Annotated in this window: 22 protein-coding genes; 14 read left to right on the forward strand and 8 right to left on the reverse strand. The window is 36.5% G+C overall.

The features are described 5' to 3' along the window. The first annotated feature begins 44 nt into the window (after window positions 1–44). From DHD80_RS10825 to DHD80_RS10860, 8 genes are all read left to right on the forward strand, one after another. The gene (locus DHD80_RS10825) at window positions 45–1,181 is read left to right on the forward strand and encodes an ABC transporter substrate-binding protein (RefSeq protein WP_251741191.1); all 1,137 of its coding nucleotides are present in this window, start codon (window positions 45–47) and stop codon (window positions 1,179–1,181) included. After that, complete coding sequence (locus tag DHD80_RS10830; RefSeq protein ID WP_251741192.1) at window positions 1,174–2,205, forward strand: iron ABC transporter permease; 1,032 nt, start codon at window positions 1,174–1,176, stop codon at window positions 2,203–2,205. Before DHD80_RS10825 ends, DHD80_RS10830 begins: the two co-directional genes overlap by 8 nt. Then, entirely contained in the window at window positions 2,206–3,000 is a 795-nt protein-coding gene (locus DHD80_RS10835; protein WP_251741193.1) for an ABC transporter ATP-binding protein, read from the forward strand. Window positions 3,001–3,066: 66 nt separating this feature from the next. Beyond that, window positions 3,067–4,515 (forward strand): DNA recombination protein RmuC, encoded by a 1,449-nt coding sequence (gene rmuC, locus DHD80_RS10840; RefSeq protein WP_251741194.1) that lies wholly within the window; start codon window positions 3,067–3,069, stop codon window positions 4,513–4,515. Further along, a complete protein-coding gene (locus DHD80_RS10845; RefSeq protein WP_251741195.1) occupies window positions 4,512–5,654 on the forward strand; it encodes a serine hydrolase in 1,143 nt (380 codons plus the stop codon). Before rmuC ends, DHD80_RS10845 begins: the two co-directional genes overlap by 4 nt. A gap of 1 nt (window position 5,655) precedes the next feature. Further along, the gene (locus DHD80_RS10850; RefSeq protein ID WP_251741196.1) at window positions 5,656–6,021 is read left to right on the forward strand and encodes a 6-phosphogluconate dehydrogenase; all 366 of its coding nucleotides are present in this window, start codon (window positions 5,656–5,658) and stop codon (window positions 6,019–6,021) included. A 2-nt stretch (window positions 6,022–6,023) separates the two neighbouring features. Further along, the gene (locus DHD80_RS10855; RefSeq protein ID WP_251741197.1) at window positions 6,024–6,575 is read left to right on the forward strand and encodes an acyl-CoA thioesterase; all 552 of its coding nucleotides are present in this window, start codon (window positions 6,024–6,026) and stop codon (window positions 6,573–6,575) included. Continuing rightward, complete coding sequence (locus DHD80_RS10860; protein ID WP_251741198.1) at window positions 6,572–7,528, forward strand: bile acid:sodium symporter family protein; 957 nt, start codon at window positions 6,572–6,574, stop codon at window positions 7,526–7,528. The genes DHD80_RS10855 and DHD80_RS10860 overlap by 4 nt, the downstream gene beginning before the upstream one ends. On the opposite strand, the gene DHD80_RS10865 is transcribed toward DHD80_RS10860, so the two are convergent. The 3 genes from DHD80_RS10865 to rpmH all read right to left on the reverse strand — a co-directional run bounded on the left by DHD80_RS10865 (window position 7,518) and on the right by rpmH (window position 11,035). Further along, window positions 7,518–7,916, reverse strand: a complete 399-nt coding sequence (locus DHD80_RS10865) for a DUF423 domain-containing protein (RefSeq protein WP_251741199.1) — start codon at window positions 7,914–7,916, stop codon at window positions 7,518–7,520. The two genes, DHD80_RS10860 and DHD80_RS10865, sit on opposite strands and share 11 nt — an antisense overlap. A gap of 6 nt (window positions 7,917–7,922) precedes the next feature. Continuing rightward, window positions 7,923–10,775: a carbamoyl-phosphate synthase large subunit gene (gene carB, locus DHD80_RS10870; protein ID WP_251741200.1), complete on the reverse strand. Its 2,853-nt coding sequence runs from the start codon at window positions 10,773–10,775 to the stop codon at window positions 7,923–7,925. A 101-nt stretch (window positions 10,776–10,876) separates the two neighbouring features. Then, window positions 10,877–11,035, reverse strand: coding sequence for a 50S ribosomal protein L34 (gene rpmH, locus DHD80_RS10875; protein ID WP_251741201.1), 159 nt, complete (start codon window positions 11,033–11,035; stop codon window positions 10,877–10,879). Between the two features lie 150 nt (window positions 11,036–11,185). Here rpmH and DHD80_RS10880 point away from each other — a divergent pair, with 150 nt between their 5' ends. Both DHD80_RS10880 and DHD80_RS10885 read left to right on the forward strand, forming a co-directional pair. Next, complete coding sequence (locus tag DHD80_RS10880) at window positions 11,186–11,701, forward strand: DUF2892 domain-containing protein (RefSeq protein ID WP_251741202.1); 516 nt, start codon at window positions 11,186–11,188, stop codon at window positions 11,699–11,701. A 121-nt stretch (window positions 11,702–11,822) separates the two neighbouring features. Next, complete coding sequence (locus DHD80_RS10885; protein ID WP_251741203.1) at window positions 11,823–12,524, forward strand: TlpA disulfide reductase family protein; 702 nt, start codon at window positions 11,823–11,825, stop codon at window positions 12,522–12,524. Here the strand turns inward: DHD80_RS10885 and DHD80_RS10890 are convergent, their stop codons facing one another. After that, the gene (locus tag DHD80_RS10890; RefSeq protein ID WP_251741204.1) at window positions 12,525–13,472 is read right to left on the reverse strand and encodes a lytic transglycosylase domain-containing protein; all 948 of its coding nucleotides are present in this window, start codon (window positions 13,470–13,472) and stop codon (window positions 12,525–12,527) included. It lies immediately after the preceding gene. Window positions 13,473–13,474: 2 nt separating this feature from the next. After that, entirely contained in the window at window positions 13,475–14,182 is a 708-nt protein-coding gene (locus DHD80_RS10895; RefSeq protein WP_251741205.1) for an alpha/beta hydrolase, read from the reverse strand. A gap of 100 nt (window positions 14,183–14,282) precedes the next feature. Between DHD80_RS10895 and DHD80_RS10900 the strand changes: the two genes are divergently transcribed. Next, window positions 14,283–14,996 (forward strand): pirin family protein, encoded by a 714-nt coding sequence (locus DHD80_RS10900; protein WP_251741206.1) that lies wholly within the window; start codon window positions 14,283–14,285, stop codon window positions 14,994–14,996. A gap of 12 nt (window positions 14,997–15,008) precedes the next feature. Next, entirely contained in the window at window positions 15,009–15,305 is a 297-nt protein-coding gene (locus DHD80_RS10905) for an N-acetyltransferase (protein ID WP_251741207.1), read from the forward strand. Here DHD80_RS10905 and mtaB read toward each other — a convergent pair. The 3 genes from mtaB to DHD80_RS10920 all read right to left on the reverse strand — a co-directional run bounded on the left by mtaB (window position 15,302) and on the right by DHD80_RS10920 (window position 18,216). After that, window positions 15,302–16,630, reverse strand: coding sequence for a tRNA (N(6)-L-threonylcarbamoyladenosine(37)-C(2))-methylthiotransferase MtaB (gene mtaB, locus DHD80_RS10910; RefSeq protein ID WP_251741208.1), 1,329 nt, complete (start codon window positions 16,628–16,630; stop codon window positions 15,302–15,304). The two genes, DHD80_RS10905 and mtaB, sit on opposite strands and share 4 nt — an antisense overlap. A 58-nt stretch (window positions 16,631–16,688) precedes the next feature. Continuing rightward, window positions 16,689–17,861: a GlmU family protein gene (locus tag DHD80_RS10915; RefSeq protein ID WP_251741209.1), complete on the reverse strand. Its 1,173-nt coding sequence runs from the start codon at window positions 17,859–17,861 to the stop codon at window positions 16,689–16,691. Between the two features lie 100 nt (window positions 17,862–17,961). Then, a complete protein-coding gene (locus DHD80_RS10920; protein ID WP_251741210.1) occupies window positions 17,962–18,216 on the reverse strand; it encodes a type B 50S ribosomal protein L31 in 255 nt (84 codons plus the stop codon). A gap of 147 nt (window positions 18,217–18,363) precedes the next feature. Here DHD80_RS10920 and DHD80_RS10925 point away from each other — a divergent pair, with 147 nt between their 5' ends. Together DHD80_RS10925 and DHD80_RS10930 are read left to right on the forward strand one after the other, a co-directional pair. Beyond that, the gene (locus DHD80_RS10925) at window positions 18,364–18,894 is read left to right on the forward strand and encodes a DUF4199 domain-containing protein (RefSeq protein WP_251741211.1); all 531 of its coding nucleotides are present in this window, start codon (window positions 18,364–18,366) and stop codon (window positions 18,892–18,894) included. Window positions 18,895–18,896: 2 nt separating this feature from the next. After that, complete coding sequence (locus DHD80_RS10930) at window positions 18,897–19,856, forward strand: glycosyltransferase family 2 protein (RefSeq protein ID WP_251741212.1); 960 nt, start codon at window positions 18,897–18,899, stop codon at window positions 19,854–19,856. The last annotated feature ends 47 nt before the right edge of the window (window positions 19,857–19,903 follow it).

The raw sequence follows: 19,903 nt of genomic DNA on the forward strand, positions 1-19,903 counted from the left end.
TAACAAAAAACTAATTAATCTTACTTTTGAAAAAAATTAAAATTTTGAAATATTTCAAAGTTGTGGTTATCTCTCTATTTTTCATTTCCTGCGGAAATTCTGATAAAAAAGCTGATGCCCCCAAACCAACCAAGTTCTCCAATAGTATTGAAGATGCCAGCGGATTCACCATTGAACATGCTGAAAATTATACCCTCATCGAAGTGAAAGACCCCTGGCCAAATGCCGTGGAATCGTTTAGGTACGTGGTACATTCGGGTGAAAATAAATTACCTGAAGATTTAAAATTCGATCAGGAAATTAAGCTTCCTATCAAAAAAATTATTGTTACCAGTACTACCCATATTCCGCCACTTGAGGCTTTAAATGAAGAAGATAAACTAATTGGTTTCCCGGGTTTGCACTATATTTCTTCAGAAAAAACCCGTGAGTTGATAGATGCTGGAAAGATTTCAGAAATTGGGCAAAACGAAAATTTAAATACGGAAACCCTACTCAACCTGGAACCGAATGTTGTGGTTGGCTTTGGGATCAATGCGGCAAATAAAAGTCTTAATAACATTGAAAAAATGGGGATTCCGGTGATTTATAATGGTGACTGGACCGAGAAAACACCTTTGGGCAAAGCAGAATGGATCAAATTTTTTGGCACGCTCTTCGGAAAAGAAAAAAAGGCAGATAGTATATATTCAGAAATTAAATCGGAGTATCTAAAAGCAAAAGAACTGGCTAAAACTTCAGAAAAAATCCCCGATGTTATTGGTGGTTCCATGTTTAAGGACGTTTGGTATATGCCTTATGGCAATTCCTGGATCGCTCAATTTATAAAGGATGCCCATGCTAATTATCTCTATGCTCAAACTGAAGGCGACGGTAGCATGTCCTTATCATTTGAAAGTGTATTAGAAAAAGCAGGAGAAGCCGACTTTTGGATGAGTGCCGGGCAATTTACATCGTATAATGAATTACTAAACGAATCTGATCATTATAATCGCTTCTCAGCCGTAAAAGAAAAGAAGGTTTATAGCGTAAGCCTTTCTAAAGGTGAAACCGGTGGCGTCATTTTTTATGAGTTAGGACCACAAAGGCCGGATATTGTTTTAAAAGATCTAATTTCAATCTTTCATCCGGAATTGCTTCAGGATCACGAACGCGTATTTTTCAAACCTTTAAATGATTGATTCCAAACGAAATAAAATAATTTTTATAGTTCTTGGGATAGTCCTGCTCTTTTCAGTTTTCCTGAATATTAGCCTGGGTTCGGTGACTATTCCCTTAAAAGATATTTTAAATGCGTTTACCGGTGGCGAAGTTGAAAAAGAATCCTGGCGTTATATAATCTTAAATTATCGTTCCCCTAAAGTAATTACCGCTGTTTTGGCTGGATCCGGACTTGCCGTAAGTGGACTCCTTATGCAAACTCTTTTCAAAAACCCATTGGCCGGACCTTACGTCTTGGGATTAAGTAGCGGTGCAAGTTTAGGAGTTGCCTTCTTGATTATGGGCGCCTCGGTCTTTGGTGGATTATTCGGAATACTACTACTTTCAAAATGGAGTTTAGTCATCGCTTCCAGTTTGGGAAGTTTGCTCGTTTTATTAGCAGTTGTTATCACTTCGGTGAAATTGAGGGATACCATGGCTATTCTAATCATAGGTTTAATGTTTGCCAATCTAACCGCAGCCGTAGTAAGTGTGTTAGCCTATTTTAGTCCCGCTTCACAACTGCAGCAATATATCTTCTGGTCTTTTGGAAGCCTGGGGAACCTAAGCTGGAACGAAGTTTTGATTTTAGGGATATTCTGGTTTCTGGGTATTATGCTGAGTATTTACAGTATTAAAAATCTAAACTCACTTTTATTAGGCGAACAATACGCGAAAAGTCTGGGTACAAAAATTGGCAGGAGTAGGTTTATAATTATAGTGGCAACCAGCCTGCTGGCAGGAAGTATTACGGCATTTTCAGGTCCTATAGCCTTTGTGGGGCTGGCAGTTCCACATTTGATACGACAGGTAATTCCCGGCGCGAACCATTTAATTTTAATCCCTGCGGTAATTTTTGGAGGTGCGATTTTAATGGTGTTTTGTGATATTGTTGCCCAGCTTCCGGGGATAGAATATAGTTTGCCTATCAATGCGATTACCTCGTTAATTGGCGCTCCAGTTGTAATTTGGATTCTGGTTAGAAAAAGAAAATTTAATTTTTAATTGAGAAAGACCGAACAACATATCATTTTAAGAACTGAAAATCTCTCTATTGGATACAAGCATAAAAAAGAGATTACAGTTATTGCCCGGGATATCAATCTAAAGCTTCCCGAAGGGAATTTAATTGCCGTAATTGGAGTAAATGGATCAGGGAAAACTACTTTAATTAAAACCTTAACTAATAACCTTCAAAAAATTGAAGGTAAGGTTTTTATAAAAAATATAGATCTTGATGAATTAGATAATTTATCCACTTCCAAAATGATCAGTTTGGTTCTTACCAACCAGTTAATTTCGAAGAATTTAACCGCCTTTGAATTGATCGCTTTAGGCAGGCAGCCTTATACTAACTGGCTGGGAACTTTAACAAAAGAAGATCTTTACAAAATAAACGAAGCACTTGAACTTGTAGAAATTTCAGCATTAAGAGACAGGAAATGTCATGAGATAAGCGATGGCCAGTTTCAAAAAGTTTTGATCGCCAGAGCCCTGGCTCAGGATACGCCGCTGCTTATACTGGATGAACCCACCAACCATTTAGATCTATATCATAAAGTATCTATTTTAAAACTTCTGAAAAAGTTATGCGTGGAAACTCATAAAACAATCCTTTTTGCCTCGCATGAATTGAATTTAGCTTTGCAATTATGCGATCAACTCATCATTATTAAAGACAAAAAGCTTATTTCAGGTTCACCTGAAGAATTGATAAATGGCAATGAACTCACTTCCTTATTTAATGATGATCTGGTCTATTTTAATGAATCTTCGAAAAGTTTTCAAATAAAACAATAGATATAATCGTGCTGTCCCTGAATCTAAAATTCTTAAATAAGTATCTTTGAAACAAGAGATCATTTCATGAACGAATTTTTAATCTATTTTCTAATTTTTATAATTGCCCTGGGTTTCGGGATCTTTATTGCGAAAATTATTTTTGAAGCCAAAGCAAAGAACAAATCTGAAATTCTCAAAGAAAAAAACACTCAACTTTTACTTCAAATAGAAGAAAATAAACTACAGTTTTACAGAGAATTAGAAAATTCAAAAACTATTTTATCTGAACATAAAGAAGAAGCTAAATATCAGTTAAATAAAATTGAAATTGATAGAGAAGATATTCGGAAAGAAAAAGAAAAAATCCATCTAGACCTTACCCGTACCATTTCAGAATTTGAAAATTTAAAGCTTAAAAACGAAGAGCAAAAAGCAGAAGTAGAAAAGCTACAGGAAAAATTCACCAAAGAATTTGAAAATCTGGCCAACAAAATTCTGGATCAGAAATCCGAAAAATTCACCAATTTAAATAAGCAAAATATAGAGAATATTCTCGATCCTTTAAAAGAGAAGATTAAAACCTTTGAGGAAAAGATAAGCTTTTCAAATTCCGAATCTATTAAAAGACATGCGGAGCTTGGCCAGCGCTTACAGTATCTAAATGACCAAAATATTAAACTTAGTGAAGATGCGAACAACCTTACCAAGGCCCTAAAGGGGGACACTAAAATGCAGGGAAACTGGGGTGAAATGGTACTTGAACGAGTTCTGGAACGAAGTGGTCTTCAAAAAGATAGCGAATATTTTGTTCAGCAAAGTTTTAATACGGAAGAAGGCAAACGTGTAATGCCCGACGTGATCATCCACTTACCCGGGGATAAAAAAATGATCGTGGACAGCAAGGTTTCTCTAAATGCCTATGAGCGTTATATTAATGAAGTTGAAGAATCAGAAAAAGTTCATCATCTTAGGAATCATTTAATCTCGGTAAAAACCAGGATTACAGAGCTTAGCAAAAAAAATTACCATACGCTCTATCAAATGGAAAGTCCGGACTTTGTCCTGCTTTTTATTCCTATTGAAGCTGCCTTTGCCCTAGCCTCCAATGAAAACCCAAACCTTTACAACGAAGCTTTTGATAGAAATATCATCATTGTAACGCCCACAACGCTTCTTGCCGTTTTAAAAACTATAGATAGCATGTGGCAAAATGAAAAGCAGAAGCAAAATGCAATTGAAATTGCCACCCAGGCAGGTGCTTTATATGATTCATTTACCAATCTTACTGAAGAATTGCTCAAAGTGGGTCGGCAACTTGGTACGGTGCAGAGTTCCTATGATGGTGCCATGAAAAAACTTACCGGAAAAGGAAATCTTGTAAGAAGGGTTGAAAAACTGAAAAAGCTTGGAGCGAAAGCCAGCAAACAATTAGATCAAAAATTGATCAATAAAACGGGGATAGAAGAAGATGTTGCTGAAAATACAGATGAGGAAAATGAAAATATTGAAAATCCCACATTAAAACTTCGATGAAAAATATCAAATTTAACCTGTTCTTGTTCTTATTGCTGATTGGATTTCAGGCAATTTCACAGAAATATTATTTTCCGCCGAAAGGAGCATGGGAAGAAAAACCTGCTTCAGAGTTTGACCTGGACTTTTCAGAAGCTATTGAATTCGCAGAAAATAATGAATATTCAGAATCCAGAGATTTGCGACAGGCTATTCTAAAAGGTTTTGAAAAAGAACCTTTTCACGAATTATTAGGTCCCGTGAAAAGACGCGGCGGGACGGCAGGAATCATTCTGAAAAACGGATATATCATTAGTTCCTGGGGAAATATAGATAGGGTAGACATGACCTTCAGCGTGACTAAGAGTTTCCTTGCTACAACCGCTCTTTTGGCCAAACAGCAGGGTTTGATCTCCAGTTTTGATGATCCCGTTTCAAAATATGTTTGGGATGATACTTTTGAAGGAGAGCATAACAGTAAAATTTCATGGAAGCATTTACTTCAGCAAAATTCAGACTGGAGCGGGGAGCTTTGGGGATCTTTAGATTGGGCAGACAGGCCAGACCAGCAACAAAATATAGACAAATGGCGCAGCCGGGAATTAAATGAGCCGGGCACGGTTTTTAAATATAATGACGTTCGCGTGAATGTTCTGGCCTATTCACTGTTAAACGTTTTCAGGAAACCGCTTCCTCAAGTGCTTAAAAAGAAAATTATGGATCCCATAGATGCTTCAACTTCCTGGAGATGGTTCGGGTACGAAAATTCTTTTACCACGATTGATGGGCTTAAAATGCAATCTGTCAGTGGTGGCGGGCATTCCGGCGGTGGGATGTTTATAAATACCAGAGATATGGCTCGATTTGGTTTGTTATTTCTGAATAATGGTAACTGGAACGGTAAACCATTGATCGATAAGAATTTGATTGAAGAAGCAATGCGCCCTTCAAAACCAAACTCCAACTATGGTTATATGTGGTGGCTGAGCAAAGGAGAAAATAAACAATGGAAAGAAATTGATGAAGACATTTTTTATGCTGCAGGTTTCGGTGGAAATTTTATCATTGTGGATCAAAAAAATGCTTTAGTAATCGTGACGAGATGGTTGGAACCTTCAAAATTGGAAAGCTTCCTAAATCTGGTCTATAAAAACCTATAATATGAAAAAGACATTACTGTATATCCTGGGCGGCATTTTAGCATTATGGCTCCTCTTTTATGCTTTTATCTATTTTGTGCCTTATAGCGAGGGAACACGGAGTGGTGAGTTGATTAAATTCAGCAGAAAAGGTGTCATTACCAAAACCTGGGAGGGTGAAATAAGCCAGGGAATAAGTGGTGCCCAAATTTTTCAATTTTCGGTATTAGATGAAAATGATGAAGTGGTTAAACAATTACAGGAATATGAAGGCAATTATGTAAAACTTAAATATGTAGAACGATTTTCCACATTTTTCTTTTGGGGGGATACAAAATACTTTATTACGGAAGCGGAACTATCACAAAGTCCGCATTTTAGAAGATAATTATGCGCAAAAGATTTAAAAAAGTACAGGAAAGTACGGTGACCATTTCGGAATTAATGCTTCCCTCCCATTCCAATTTCAACGGTAAGATCCACGGAGGTTATATTCTATCACTTTTAGACCAGATTGCTTTTGCCTGCGCCTCAAAACATTCAGAAGTATATTGTGTCACCGCCAGTGTGGATACGGTAGATTTTTTAAAACCTATTGAAATTGGCGAACTGGTCACCATGAAAGCTTCGGTTAATTATGTGGGCAGAACTTCGATGGTAATAGGCATACGCGTGGAAGCTGAAAATATACAAACCGGAGCCTCAAAACATTGCAATTCTTCTTATTTTTCTATGGTTGCCAAGGATTCATCTGGAAATTCTGTAGAAGTTCCCGGGCTAATTCTCAAGAACCATAATGAAATAAGACGTTTTGCCAAAAGCCTGGAACGAAGGAACAGGAAACGTTCTGGAATTGCCGAATTCAAATCTACCGATTTTGCTTCAGAAAAATATTTGCATCTGGTTGAAGGACAGCATGTTAAAATTGAACTCGAAGATTGAAAAAACAGGGTTTTATTTTAGCAATTTTCATTGCTATAGCAATCGCCTATCTATTTCCGCAGGATCCTGAAATTATCCCTTTAAAAACCATTACCAATATTGGTATTGCGCTTATATTTTTCTTTTACGGACTAAAACTTTCCCCGGCTGAATTTAAAGCAGGATTCGTAAACTACAAGGTTCATCTGATAATTCAGCTCACAACTTTTATAGTTTTCCCCCTTATTTGCCTTTTATTCGTACCCTTTTTTGATGATGCTACTTCATCTAATCTCTGGATCGCGCTTTTTTTCCTGGGAACCTTACCCTCTACTGTTTCCTCATCTGTAGTCATGGTTGCCTTAGCTAAAGGAAATTTACCCGCAGCAATTTTCAATGCCAGCCTTTCCGGTCTTATTGGGATTTTTGCGACTCCGTTATGGATTGGTTTTTTTCTGGATCTAACCACCAGTTTCGATTTTATGGAAGTTCTTCAAAAATTATTTTTGCAAATCGTTTTACCCTTAGCGATAGGTTTAATGCTTCAACAATACTTCGGGAGATGGGCAAAAAAATATAGCCGGCAGCTGGGTTTATTAGATAAAACCACGATCATTTTAATCATATATTCAAGTTTCAGCAGCTCATTTTCCTCTAATTTATTCGAAAGTTTGGAAATGATAGATCTTTTGAAAATGTTTGGGATCGTATTAACGATATTTTTTATTGTTTTCTTTGGGCTGGGTTTTTTCAGCAATTTGATAGGATTATCTACTGAAGATAAGATTACAACCCAGTTTTGCGGTACAAAAAAGTCGCTGGTACACGGTTCTGTAATGGTGAAGGTTTTATTCGGAAACGCGGCAAATTCAGGTATAATCCTGCTACCCATTATGCTCTATCATTCCACCCAACTTATTTTAATTGCCTGGTTTGCGGAAAAATACAGAAAAAGGACTGAAATTAAGGTGTAAGGTATAAAGCGATTTCAGCTAAATTAATAGTTAACAAAATCCATCCAATTACCAGGAGCAACCCACCGAAAGGAGTGACAGGCCCAAGAAGCTTTAATTTTCGGTTTTGAGATGACGTCCAGGTTAATCCATAAATACTGAAGGAAAAAAAGAAAGTACCAATAATAAAACAATAAGCCATTAGAACCTGCATCATTTCCAGAAATGGAAAAGTAATTCCGCAGATAATAAGAATAATGGCGTGATACATTTGATATTTCACGCCGGTTTCAAAGCTTTTTAATTGCTCAGGGGCATACTTGGACTTAAGCCAATGCGCTCCAAAAGCTCCAAGTATTATGGCCAGTGTACCATAAATTCCACCAAAAATGAGAACTGCTTCCTTCAAACGCTATTATTTACTTAAGTACATTTTTCGTCGGGAATATAGATCGTAAAAATCATCATTCTTTAGAGAATCAATAAAAAGTATACTTTCACCCGTACTCTTCATTTCCGGGCCAAGTTGTTTATTCACATTCGGGAATTTATTGAAGGAGAAAACCGGTTGTTTGATGGCATAACCATTCAATTGAGGGTTAAAATTAAAATCTTTCACTTTTTTCTCCCCCAACATCACTTTGGTCGCGTAATTTACATACGGCTCTTTGTATGCCTTGGCAATAAAAGGAACGGTCCTGGAAGCCCGGGGATTTGCTTCAATGATATACACCATATCATCTTTGATCGCAAACTGGATATTGATTAAACCAACCGTATTCAAGGCCAGGGCAATTTTCTTGGTATGATCTTTAATTTGCTGCATAACCAAATCCCCAAGATTGAACGGGGGAAGTAAGGCATTCGAGTCTCCCGAGTGAATACCACAAGGTTCAATATGCTCCATGATCCCAATAATGTAAACATCTTCACCATCACATATTGCATCTGCTTCCGCCTCAATCGCTCCATCAAGATAATTGTCCAATAAAAGTTTATTATTCGGAATTTTTCTTAAAAGGTCCACTACATGAGCTTCCAGATCGTCCCGATTAATTACGATCTTCATTCCCTGCCCTCCAAGCACATAGGAAGGTCTTACTAAAATTGGAAAATGTAACTCATCGGATAGCGCCAGCGCTTCATCGGCCGTTTCAGCGGTTCCAAAATCAGGATAAGGAATATTATTTTCCTGAAGTAATTTTGAGAAACTACCACGGTCTTCGGCAAGATCCAGGGCTTCATAACTGGTCCCCATGATCTTGATGCCATAACGATCCAGTTTTTCAGCAAGTTTTAAAGCCGTTTGACCTCCCAACTGAACAATTACACCTTCAGGTTTTTCATGTTTTATAATATCGTAGATATGTTCCCAGAAGATTGGTTCAAAATACAGTTTATCGGCGATATCAAAATCGGTAGAAACAGTTTCAGGATTACAGTTGATCATGATGGTTTCATAGCCACATTCTGAAGCTGCTAAAACTCCATGAACACAACTATAATCAAATTCTATTCCCTGCCCTATCCTGTTAGGACCAGAGCCCAGAACAATAATTTTTTTCTTATCAGAAACAGTACTTTCATTATCTACATATATTTTACCATCCTTAGATCTTATTTCATCTTCAAAAGTTGAATAATAATAAGGAGTTTCCGCTTTAAATTCCGCAGCACAGGTATCAACGAGTTTAAAAATTCGGTTTACACCAAGCTCTTCCCTTTTAGAATAAACTTCGCTTTCAAGACATTTCAGCATATGCCCAATTTGTCTATCGGCAAAACCTTTTTGTTTCGCTTCCAACAAAAGGTTCTTAGGCAAGGAATTAATATCGTATTTAGATATTTCAACTTCAAGCGCGTACAGTTCCTCGTATTCTTTGAGAAACCACATATCAATTTTTGTGATCTCATGTATCCTGCTAAGCGGAATTCCCATTTGAATTGCATCATAGATCACAAAAACCCGATCCCAACTGGGGTGGGTAAGTTTGTCTATAATGACATCGTAACTCTTATAACCTTTACCATCGGCTCCCAGGCCATTCCTTTTTATTTCAAGGGATTGGGTAGCTTTATGTAAAGCTTCCTGGAAGGATCTTCCAATTCCCATTACTTCTCCCACAGATTTCATCTGAAGGCCTAAAGTTCTTTCTGCACCTTCAAATTTGTCAAAATTCCATCGTGGTATTTTCACAATCACATAATCTAAAGAAGGCTCGAATAAGGCTGATGTAGATTTGGTTATTTGATTATCCAGTTCATCGAGGTTATACCCCAAGGCCAGTTTTGTTGCAATCTTAGCAATGGGATATCCCGTAGCTTTAGATGCTAAGGCTGAAGATCTTGAAACCCGTGGATTAATCTCTATGGCAAATATATCTTCTTTCTCATCTGGGCTTACCGCGAACTGAACATTACAACCTCCCGCAAAATCCCCAATACTACGCATCATTCTTATGGCCAGGTCACGCATTTTCTGATAAGCGGTATCGCTAAGGGTCATTGCAGGGGCCACGGTAATAGAATCTCCAGTATGGATTCCCATGGGATCCATATTTTCTATAGCACAAATAATAACAACATTATCATTTTTGTCCCGAAGAAGTTCTAACTCATATTCTTTCCATCCCAGTAAGGCTTTATCTATAAGTACTTCATGAATAGGAGAAGCCTCTAAACCTCGGGTTAGCAATTCGTCAAAATCTTCCTGCCTGTGTACAAAAGCAGCACCACTTCCTCCAAGGGTGAAAGAAGCTCGTATTACAAGCGGAAACCCAAATTCCTGTGCTACTTCCTTTCCCTGCAAATAAGATGTTACGGTTTTAGCCGGAGCCACTCCTACTCCAATACGACCCATAAGCTGCTTGAACTTTTCACGGTCTTCGCAAATATTAATCGCATCAATGTCTACACCAATCAGTTTTACATCAAAATCTTTCCAGATTCCTTTCTCATCTGCTTCAATACAGAGATTAAGTGCAGTTTGACCACCCATGGTTGGTAATACCGCATCAATTTCAGGATGATCTTTTAAAATCTGGAGAATAGATCGTGTGGTAAGCGGTTTGAGATATACATGATCTGCCATGGTTGGATCTGTCATGATCGTGGCAGGATTGGAATTAATGAGAATGGTTTTGATCCCATCTTCTCTTAAAGAACGAAGCGATTGCGTACCTGAATAATCAAATTCGCAAGCCTGCCCTATGACGATTGGACCTGAACCTATAATTAAAACACATTTGATGTTGGGATTCTTCGGCATGATATAAAATTGAATTCGCGATAAAAATAAAAAGCTATAGGGTATAAAAAAAGGCGTTACTTAAAAAGTAACACCTTATTTATTTACAAAAATGTGATCCATTAGTGTTTGTGTCTGAATTCAGAAGAAACAGATATTTTCTTTCTACCTTTAGCTCGTCTTCTTGCCAGCACTTTTCTTCCGTTGGCGCTAGCCATACGTTCTCTAAAGCCGTGCTTGTTCTTTCTCTTTCTTTTAGATGGTTGAAACGTTCTTTTCATTATGAATATCTTTTAACTTCTGTAAATTCTTTTCTATCAGTCTTTAAAACTGCGTGCAAATATACAAAGCTTTTTAAGTACTGCAAATAGTAAATTGAAAAAAATTTTGAAAGTTTTTACTACCTTTGCCGACTGCAAAATCAACTCATAATGTTCAATAAAAATATAAAATTAGTACTTGCCGGTTTAATAATCACCATAGCAATATGGCAATTTGTTGAAGGTCAAATTGGAAACGGTATTTCCCTTCTACTATTTTCAGGGATCTTCATCTTTTTATATTTTAAAAACGAGATCCTTTTATTAGCCTTCTTAAGGCTACGGAAACAAGATTTCGCGGGAGCTACGAAATGGCTCGCTAAAATAAAAAATCCTGAAACTGCCCTTATTACCAAGCAGCAGGGATATTATTGGTATTTACATGGTCTCATGGTGTCACAAACCAATATCACACAAGCTGAAAAATTTTTTAGAAAAGCAATTCGTTTAGGGCTTTCTATGGATCACGATCTAGCTATGGCAAAATTAAACCTGGCCGGAATCGCTATGACAAAACGCAGAAAAAGGGAAGCTACTACACTTTTAACTGAAGCAAAAAAGCTGGACAAACACGGAATGCTCAATGACCAGATTAGAATGATGAAAGAGCAGATGAAAAAAATATAAGAATCTTACACAAAAAATTCATCCACACATCCTTTCAACCTATTTTAAAAGCTCTTTGACGAAAATTTTCGATAAGACTTCAAGTGATTAGTACCTTTGTTCAAACCCCTAATCGAGCTGAATGAAGATACTTCTACCCCTAATCATTTTCTTTACGCTTACTACCCAATCACAAGGAATCGAGAAAGATAAAACCTATTTCTCCACAGCACTTTCCATGCACCTTAAGGAGTATAATGAGCGTGCAGATCGCGCCTATTTTTACAAGGACTACAAAGAAGGTGAACGACTATTCAAGGAATTTACATCAGATTTTTTGGAGGGAACTTATATGGATAACTTTAAAGTAAGGAACCTAAAAAAGAAACCTGTTCATTTATACGAATTTAAAAAACCAATGCTCTTAATCACCTACGCTTCCTGGTGCATTCCTGGAAAAGGGGAAATTCCAGCCTTGAATCAGTTAGCTGATGAATATGCTAAAAAAGTTGATATCGTAGTATTATTTTGGGATTCGCATTCTAAGGTAAAAGAACTGGCAAAACAATTTAATCCTAAAATAAAAATAACCTTTGTTGACGAATCTACAAATGAACAGGATTTTGTGATTCGAAAATTAAAACATTCTCTTGGCCTACCTACATGTTTTTTAATTTCCGGGGACAAGAAAATAATGGCGATACAAAGAAGTGTCTTTCCATCTTTTCAAACCGATGAAGAAATTGCCTATCGCAAGAATTTTGAAGCAATAGACAATTCTATTTCAAAAAATTTACTCCTTAATTTTGAAAGTGAATATGCTGATAATCTTCTAGGAAATTAATCATTTCACTGGCGGATAATTCCCTTGTTCCGGAATTTCTATATAATAAGTCTTTCTTGAAGCATTCTTAAGATTATCATCTCTCAACCATGGATTATGAACCTTCAGGATTTTATAATTGATCCCGAATTTTTCAGCAAAATTGGGAAAGTTTGAAACTACCGTGTCCACTTTTACTTTTTTGGTAGCTATCGGTTTGTATAAATCGTTTTCTTCAAAATCAAAACCATATTTTTCCGGATTTCCCATAATCTCCTTTAAAGCCAGAATTCGGAATACATATCTTCCAGTTTCTTCGCCTAACAGTAAATCATAATAGCTTCCTACGTTTTGTCTATCCAGCTGTTTATCTACACCGTATTGCCCCGCATTATAAGAAGCGGCTGCCAGTGTCCATGAACCGAATCTTGCTTTTGCCTTTTTTAAATAGTCACTGGCCACTCGGGTAGATTTTTCAATATGGTACCTTTCATCAACATTCGAATTGATCTCTAAGCCATAATCTTTTCCTGTGCTTTCCAAAATTTGCCAGAATCCGGTTGCTTTTGCAGGAGAAACTGCCTGGGTTAAGCCACTTTCTATCACTGCTAAGTATTTGAAATCATCGGGTATGCCTTCTTCTTTTAATACAGGTTCAATAATGGGGAAATATTTATGAGCACGTTTCATGAGCAATAAAGCATTAGATTGCCAGTAGGTATTAACCAATAATTCCCTGTCCATTCTTTCATAAACATCCGGGTCATCTAAAGGAACATCTTCCCCGGCAAATTCAAGATTTTCAGGCATTGGTAAAGAAACAATTCGGTAACCTTCAGCAACACTCTTATTGTTGGTTTTTGAAGGAGTTTCCTGAGTTGTTTCAGGTTTTTGCTGAACTGCATATATGCTTACCCAACAAATTGCCAATAATCCAACAATCATTGCGGCATTTTTCAAATTCTTCATAACTATATAAATTGTTTGTTCTTATTCTTTTTTTTGAGTTTCCCGGTGCGTATTAATTCAGGTAAATTCTCATTGAACCAACGAAAACGGTTCACTATCATAATGTGGGTCCCACCCTTTACTATAATGGCATCTTTAATATTTTTAATGGGAAATACCACATCCTCATCACCATGGATATGAATTATTTCTTCATCGGGCTTCTCACATTTCCAAGTTACCATATTTTTTATAGCCCAATCTAAATATTTCTTGTCCCGAATAGAAATATACTGTTTATAAAGCTTCGCCCTTTTTTTAAGAAAATCGCTAAAAGCAATCTTTTCAAAATAATCAACATAATCTACCAAACCGGTGGGTATCCATTTAAACAATCCGGTTTTAGCGGCAAATTTCATCCTTGGTGGAAGTTCATGATGGCACTTTACGCTCGAAATAATAATCACTCTCCGTAAATCCAGGAACTTTGCCATTTCCTGAACAATAACTCCGCCAAAACTTACCCCAATCAAAACAGCATTCGGATGTTTGATTTCCACAGCTATTCTTTTCGAATATTCCACCAGACCTTCCTCCCTGCCAGGAATTTCCCATTCAAGCAAATGCATTTTAAACTGATCTTCAGGTAAATTAATAAACTCAAATATAGAAGACGCTGCCGCCATCCCAGGCATAAAGTACACATGTATTAACTCCTCTCCATTCTTCATTTTAACAGGGATATAACAGCAATTCGCAAGTTTTAATCGTAAATTTAAGTTCAAAATTAAGGCTTAATAGAACTTCTTTCAAATTTACTTCGATCATTTCATGAAAAAAGTTATACACCTAGCAAATACGCGTGGAAATGCTGACTATGGTTGGCTTAAAGCAAATTACTCATTTAGTTTCGCAAATCATTATGATCCGGAAAGAGTTCAATTCGGAAAATTAAGAGTTCTAAATGATGATACGGTTCAGGCCGGAATGGGCTTTGGGACACATTCACACGATAATATGGAAATTATTTCCATCCCTTTAAAAGGATTGGTCAAACATCGGGATAGTATGGATAACTCTGAAGTGATCAATGCCGGGGAAGTTCAGGTAATGAGTGCGGGCACTGGAATTGAACATAGCGAGTTTAACTCTTCCCAGGAAGAATTGAATATGCTACAATTATGGATATTCCCGGAAAAACCTGGTTTGAAACCAAGATATGAGCAGCGAAATTTCGCTCCTTTGATGAAATTAAATGAACTCACCACAATAGTTACTCCTAAAAATAAAACTATTGCGGATTCATTGTGGATTAATCAGGATGCCTGGTTAAGCATGGGTGAATTTGAAAATGGCAGGAAAATTGAGTATACCCTTCATAATGAACAACATGGGGTTTATATGTTTGTGATTGACGGAGAAGTAGAAATTGAAGGCACTTTACTCGAGAAACGTGATGGCATAGGTATATGGAAAACTTCAGAATTCACGTTAAATTTTAATAACCGCTCCAAGGTACTTCTTATAGAAGTTCCCATGGACTAAATACACATAAACATGATTGATGAAGAAGTTAAGATTACAGACAATGAGTTCTTAAGGCAGTTTGAAACTCGGTTTAATGATCAATTGGCAACAATTGAATATTCTCAACAGGAAAGAAAAATTTTCCTTACCAAAGTTAAAATGCCAGAAAACACAGAAGATCGAACTGACGATTTTATTGAGGCAGTTCTGGAAGAAATCAAAGAGCGTAATACACGTGTTGTACCTACAAGTCCGGAAATTGCCGGTTTTATCAGAAAAAACAGAAGAAAATATAAGGATTTATTGCCTGTTGGAATAAATATCTAGATAGCTATTGCTGTTTCAACCCTTTCAAATCTTACCAGGCCATCATCATCAATTTCGGTAAGTTTAATTTTTTGTAAAGTGTTTACAAGCTCCGGATTCCATGGAGCTTTCACTTTCACATAATTTTCAGTAAAACCCTGAATATATCCCCCTTTATTTTCACCTTCAAAAAGCACCGTAAATTCTCCGCCCAACTGACTTTCATAAAAAGCTCTTCGCTTCTTAGCTGAAAGACCACGCAACATTTTGCTCCGCTTTTTACGAATTTTAAGTGGGATAGGATTTTCCATTTCTGCTGCTGGCGTGTTATCCCTTTCAGAAAATGTGAAAACGTGTAAATAAGAAATATCCAGTTCGTTTAAAAAATTATAGGTTTCTAAAAATTTCTCGTCTGTCTCCCCAGGAAAACCTACAATCACGTCAACTCCAATGCATGCCTGGGGCATCGTTTTTTTTATCTTTTTAACCCGGTCCACATATAGGCCACTCAAATAGCGACGACGCATTTTCTTTAAAATATTATCACTCCCGCTTTGCAGGGGGATATGAAAATGGGGTACAAACGTTTTACTTTCAGAAACAAAATCTATCGTCTCATTCTTTAAAAGATTAGGTTCAATTGAGGAGATTCTTAACCTCTCGATTCCCTTAACTTTATCCAGGGCTTTTACCAGGTCGAGGAAAGTGTGTTCATGTTTTTTATTGCCGAATTCCCCCTTGCCGTAATCCCCAATATTAACCCCGGTCAATACAATTTCTTTAATGCCCTGTCCACTAATTTCCCTGGCATTCTGAAGCACATTTTCCAGTTTATCGCTTCTACTTATTCCCCGCGCTAAAGGGATCGTACAATAAGTACATTTATAATCACAACCATCCTGAACCTTTAAAAATGCCCGGGTACGATCGCCAACCGAATAGGATCCTACATAAAAATCGGCTTCATTGATTTCGCAAGAATGTACTACTCCAAAATCATTCTTGGAAAGATCGTTCAGATAATCGGTGACTTTGAATTTTTCAGTGGCGCCAAGAACAAGATCTACTCCTTCAACATCAGCTAATTCTTCAGGTTTTAACTGGGCATAACAGCCTACAGCGATTACAAAAGCATCTTTATTAATTTCCTGCGCCTTTTTTACGATGGTTTTAAAACGCTTATCAGCATTTTCGGTAACAGAACAGGTATTAATAACATAAATATCGGCAACATCACTAAATTCCACCCGATCAAACCCTTCTTGTTCAAAAGATCTGGCAATAGTGGATGTTTCTGAAAAATTCAGTTTACAACCTAAAGTGTAAAAAGCAACTTTCTTGGACATTTTAGTCATTAAAATGGGAGGTAAAGATATTAAGTTTTAAACGTTTATAAAATTTGAATTAGGTCTTTCTCCATTTAGCAGTTTCTTCAAAAATGTGATGGAGTATTTTTTCATCTTCAGTAGACATTTCAATACCGCGACGATCCAGAACAATTTTTATAGTTTCCAATACTTTATCCATTTTATACGTGGTCATGCCTGCACTCCCGCCCCAGCTAAAACTGGGAATAAAATTTCTTGGAAAGCCGCTACCATAAATATTAGCACTAACTCCCACAACCGTACCCGTATTAAACATGGTATTGATCCCACATTTACTGTGATCTCCCATTATCAAACCACAAAATTGCAAACCTGTTTTGGCAAAGTTTTCAGTATTATAATTCCAAAGCCGCACTTCTGCGTAATTATTTTTTAAGTTGGAGTTATTAGAATCTGCCCCAATATTGCACCATTCACCCAGTACTGAATTTCCTAAAAAACCATCGTGCCCTTTATTGGAATTTTGGAATAGTACTGAATTATTGATCTCTCCTCCCGCCCTGCTATTTGGACCTATTGTGGTTGGCCCATAAATTTTGGCACCCAGTTTTATAGTTGCTCCTTCACCCAGGCTAAACGGACCTCGAATGAGAGAACCTTCCATGATTACACTATTTTTACCTATGTAAATGGAACCGGTAGAGGCATTTAAAGAACAATTTTCAACTTCGGCGCCTTCTTCAATAAATATCTTTTCAGGATGTTTTACATAATTAGATGCAGGAACTGGCTGGGATTTTCTCCCTGCAGTCAACAATTCAAAATCTTCTTCGATCGCTTTTCCGTTCAAAGAAAATATATCCCAGGTATTTGAAATCTTAAAAATATCCAGGTCTTCTGAAATAGTTTCAAATCCTTCCAGATCTTTCACATTATTTTCAGAAGCGTAAGCGATCAATGTTTCCTGGACAACAAGTTTTTGATTAGGCTTTAAATTCTGAATAGCATTCATCAAATTTGTATTGGGCAAAACCGAAGCATTGATGAAAATATTTTCATTTTTAAGCTTTAAGGGCCATTTACCACTTAGATAATCTTCAGTTTTAGTAGAAGTAATTTCAGTTTTTAAGAATTTTTGCCATTTTTCCCGAATAGTTAAAATGCCAATTCGAATATCAGCCACAGGCCTTGTATATGTAAAAGGGAGAAGATTTTTTCTGGATTCGCCGTCGAATAAAATATAATTCATTGCAGTTTTTTTCAAAAATAAGAGTTCCAATAAAAGTAAAATGATTTAAAATCAAAAAAGCCGCTAGAAGCGGCTTATATTTTTAAAAAATCCAGAAAAATTATTTTTTCTTGAATTTAGAATATTTGTTCTTAAACTTATCGATCCTACCTGCGCTATCCACAAGTTTAGTTTGACCAGTATAATAAGGATGAGAAGTTCGGGAAATCTCCAATTTGATTAATGGATATTCAGTACCTTCAACTTCGATAGTTTCCTTAGTTTTTGCAGTAGATTTGGTTAAGAATACATCTTCATTAGACATATCTTTAAAAGCTACTAATCTATAATTTTCTGGATGCGTTCCCTGCTTCATCGCTTTATTCTTTTATTTTTCGAGGTGCAAATTTAACCAATATTTCAAGAAGAACAAATGGATTTAGAAAAAAATTTATGGAAAATGTGGTGTAACGTTTTACTATCTTTGTTAACTAATTGCTAAAATCAACTAACTAATAAAATTATGGAAGCATCTTCTAAAAAACTTGGGACAAGTTACGGCGTGTATCTTGGCGTAGCACTTATTTTAATAACTGTTATAATTTATGCCTTTGACATTTCTTTAATGACAGAATGGTATTTAATTGCAATTAATTTTATTTTAATTCTTTTCTTAAGTATTCTTGCGGTCAAGAAGGCCAAAAAATTTAGTGAAACATTGTTTTCTTTTAAAGAGGCATTTTCAGTTTATTTTCTAACTATAGTTATTGGATTATTCATTGCAACGATTTTTAGCTTAATTCTTTTTAATGTGGTAGATCCTGATGCTGCTGAAACCTTGAAGGAACTCTCCATGGAAAAACAAGCTGCAATGATGGAAAAATTTGGAATGCCTGAAGATCAATTGAATGAAGCAATGACGAAAATTCAGGAGGAAGATACATTCTCTATTAAGAATATCGCGATTAGTTTTGCGTCTCAATTGGTATTCTTTTCCATAATAGGACTTATTATTGCTTTAATTTTTCGAGAAAAAGAGCCAACTCATAATTAGGAATGCAGATATCGGTTGTAATACCACTTCTAAACGAAGAACAATCTTTAATTGAATTATATAATTGGATCGCAGAAGTTATGCGATCCAATTCCTTTTCCTATGAGATTATTTTTATCGATGATGGTAGTACCGATGGTTCCTGGAAAACAATCAAAAATTTATCTGAAAAAGACGATCGGGTTAAAGGAATTCAGTTTAATCGAAATTATGGGAAATCACAGGCACTTCACGCGGGATTCCTTGAAGCCCAGGGAAATGTAGTGGTCACCATGGATGCAGACCTTCAGGATAACCCTGAAGAAATCCCTGAATTATATCGCTTAATTACTGAAGAAAAATTTGAGCTTGTTTCCGGCTGGAAAAAGAAACGTTACGATAATAAACTTACCAAGAACTTTCCCTCAAAGATTTTTAATGCTGCGGCACGAAAAACTTCAGGTGTAAAACTTCATGATTTCAATTGTGGCCTAAAAGCTTATAAACGCGATGTGATCAAGAATATCGATGTTTATGGGGAAATGCATCGTTACATTCCGGTTTTGGCCAAAAATGCCGGTTTTTATAAGATCACAGAAATGGAAGTACGGCACCAGGCAAGAAAATACGGAAACACGAAATTTGGGATGAACCGCTTTATTTATGGTTTTCTGGACCTTATAAGCATTTGGTTCCTTTCGAAATTTGGAAGACGCCCCATGCATTTATTCGGTTCCCTGGGTGTTTTAATGTTTCTAATTGGATTTTTAAGTGCCGGATATATTGGTTTTTCAAAGCTTTACAAATTATACCATGGGATTCCAAACACCCTGGTAGCTTTAAATCCATGGTTTTACATTGCGCTCACCGTTATGATTATCGGGACCCAATTTTTTCTTGCTGGATTTTTGGGAGAATTGATCTTAAGATCCAAAAGAGATCGAGAGCGCTATCTTATCAAGAAAACCACTTCAAATATTTAAACCGTTCACGCAGAAATCCTTATTTTAGCGACGGAAATAATAATTTA

The organism is Gramella sp. AN32 (genome assembly GCF_023718305.1).
In the GTDB taxonomy this organism is placed as follows: domain Bacteria; phylum Bacteroidota; class Bacteroidia; order Flavobacteriales; family Flavobacteriaceae; genus Christiangramia; species Christiangramia antarctica.

Excerpts from the sequence above, each read along its gene's own strand:
- carB (WP_251741200.1), bottom strand. The coding sequence starts at position 10,775 with ATGCCGAAGAATCCCAACATCAAATGTGTTTTAATTATAGGTTCAGGT.
- DHD80_RS10915 (WP_251741209.1), bottom strand. The coding sequence starts at position 17,861 with ATGAATTATATTTTATTCGACGGCGAATCCAGAAAAAATCTTCTCCCT.
- DHD80_RS10850 (WP_251741196.1), top strand. The coding sequence starts at position 5,656 with ATGAAAAAGACATTACTGTATATCCTGGGCGGCATTTTAGCATTATGG.
- DHD80_RS10925 (WP_251741211.1), top strand. The coding sequence starts at position 18,364 with ATGGAAGCATCTTCTAAAAAACTTGGGACAAGTTACGGCGTGTATCTT.
- DHD80_RS10895 (WP_251741205.1), bottom strand. The coding sequence starts at position 14,182 with ATGAAGAATGGAGAGGAGTTAATACATGTGTACTTTATGCCTGGGATG.
- DHD80_RS10855 (WP_251741197.1), top strand. The coding sequence starts at position 6,024 with ATGCGCAAAAGATTTAAAAAAGTACAGGAAAGTACGGTGACCATTTCG.
- DHD80_RS10920 (WP_251741210.1), bottom strand. The coding sequence starts at position 18,216 with ATGAAGCAGGGAACGCATCCAGAAAATTATAGATTAGTAGCTTTTAAA.
- DHD80_RS10830 (WP_251741192.1), top strand. The coding sequence starts at position 1,174 with ATGATTGATTCCAAACGAAATAAAATAATTTTTATAGTTCTTGGGATA.
- DHD80_RS10885 (WP_251741203.1), top strand. The coding sequence starts at position 11,823 with ATGAAGATACTTCTACCCCTAATCATTTTCTTTACGCTTACTACCCAA.
- DHD80_RS10900 (WP_251741206.1), top strand. The coding sequence starts at position 14,283 with ATGAAAAAAGTTATACACCTAGCAAATACGCGTGGAAATGCTGACTAT.
- rpmH (WP_251741201.1), bottom strand. The coding sequence starts at position 11,035 with ATGAAAAGAACGTTTCAACCATCTAAAAGAAAGAGAAAGAACAAGCAC.
- DHD80_RS10845 (WP_251741195.1), top strand. The coding sequence starts at position 4,512 with ATGAAAAATATCAAATTTAACCTGTTCTTGTTCTTATTGCTGATTGGA.
- DHD80_RS10880 (WP_251741202.1), top strand. The coding sequence starts at position 11,186 with ATGTTCAATAAAAATATAAAATTAGTACTTGCCGGTTTAATAATCACC.
- rmuC (WP_251741194.1), top strand. The coding sequence starts at position 3,067 with ATGAACGAATTTTTAATCTATTTTCTAATTTTTATAATTGCCCTGGGT.
- DHD80_RS10905 (WP_251741207.1), top strand. The coding sequence starts at position 15,009 with ATGATTGATGAAGAAGTTAAGATTACAGACAATGAGTTCTTAAGGCAG.
- DHD80_RS10890 (WP_251741204.1), bottom strand. The coding sequence starts at position 13,472 with ATGAAGAATTTGAAAAATGCCGCAATGATTGTTGGATTATTGGCAATT.
- mtaB (WP_251741208.1), bottom strand. The coding sequence starts at position 16,630 with ATGTCCAAGAAAGTTGCTTTTTACACTTTAGGTTGTAAACTGAATTTT.
- DHD80_RS10930 (WP_251741212.1), top strand. The coding sequence starts at position 18,897 with ATGCAGATATCGGTTGTAATACCACTTCTAAACGAAGAACAATCTTTA.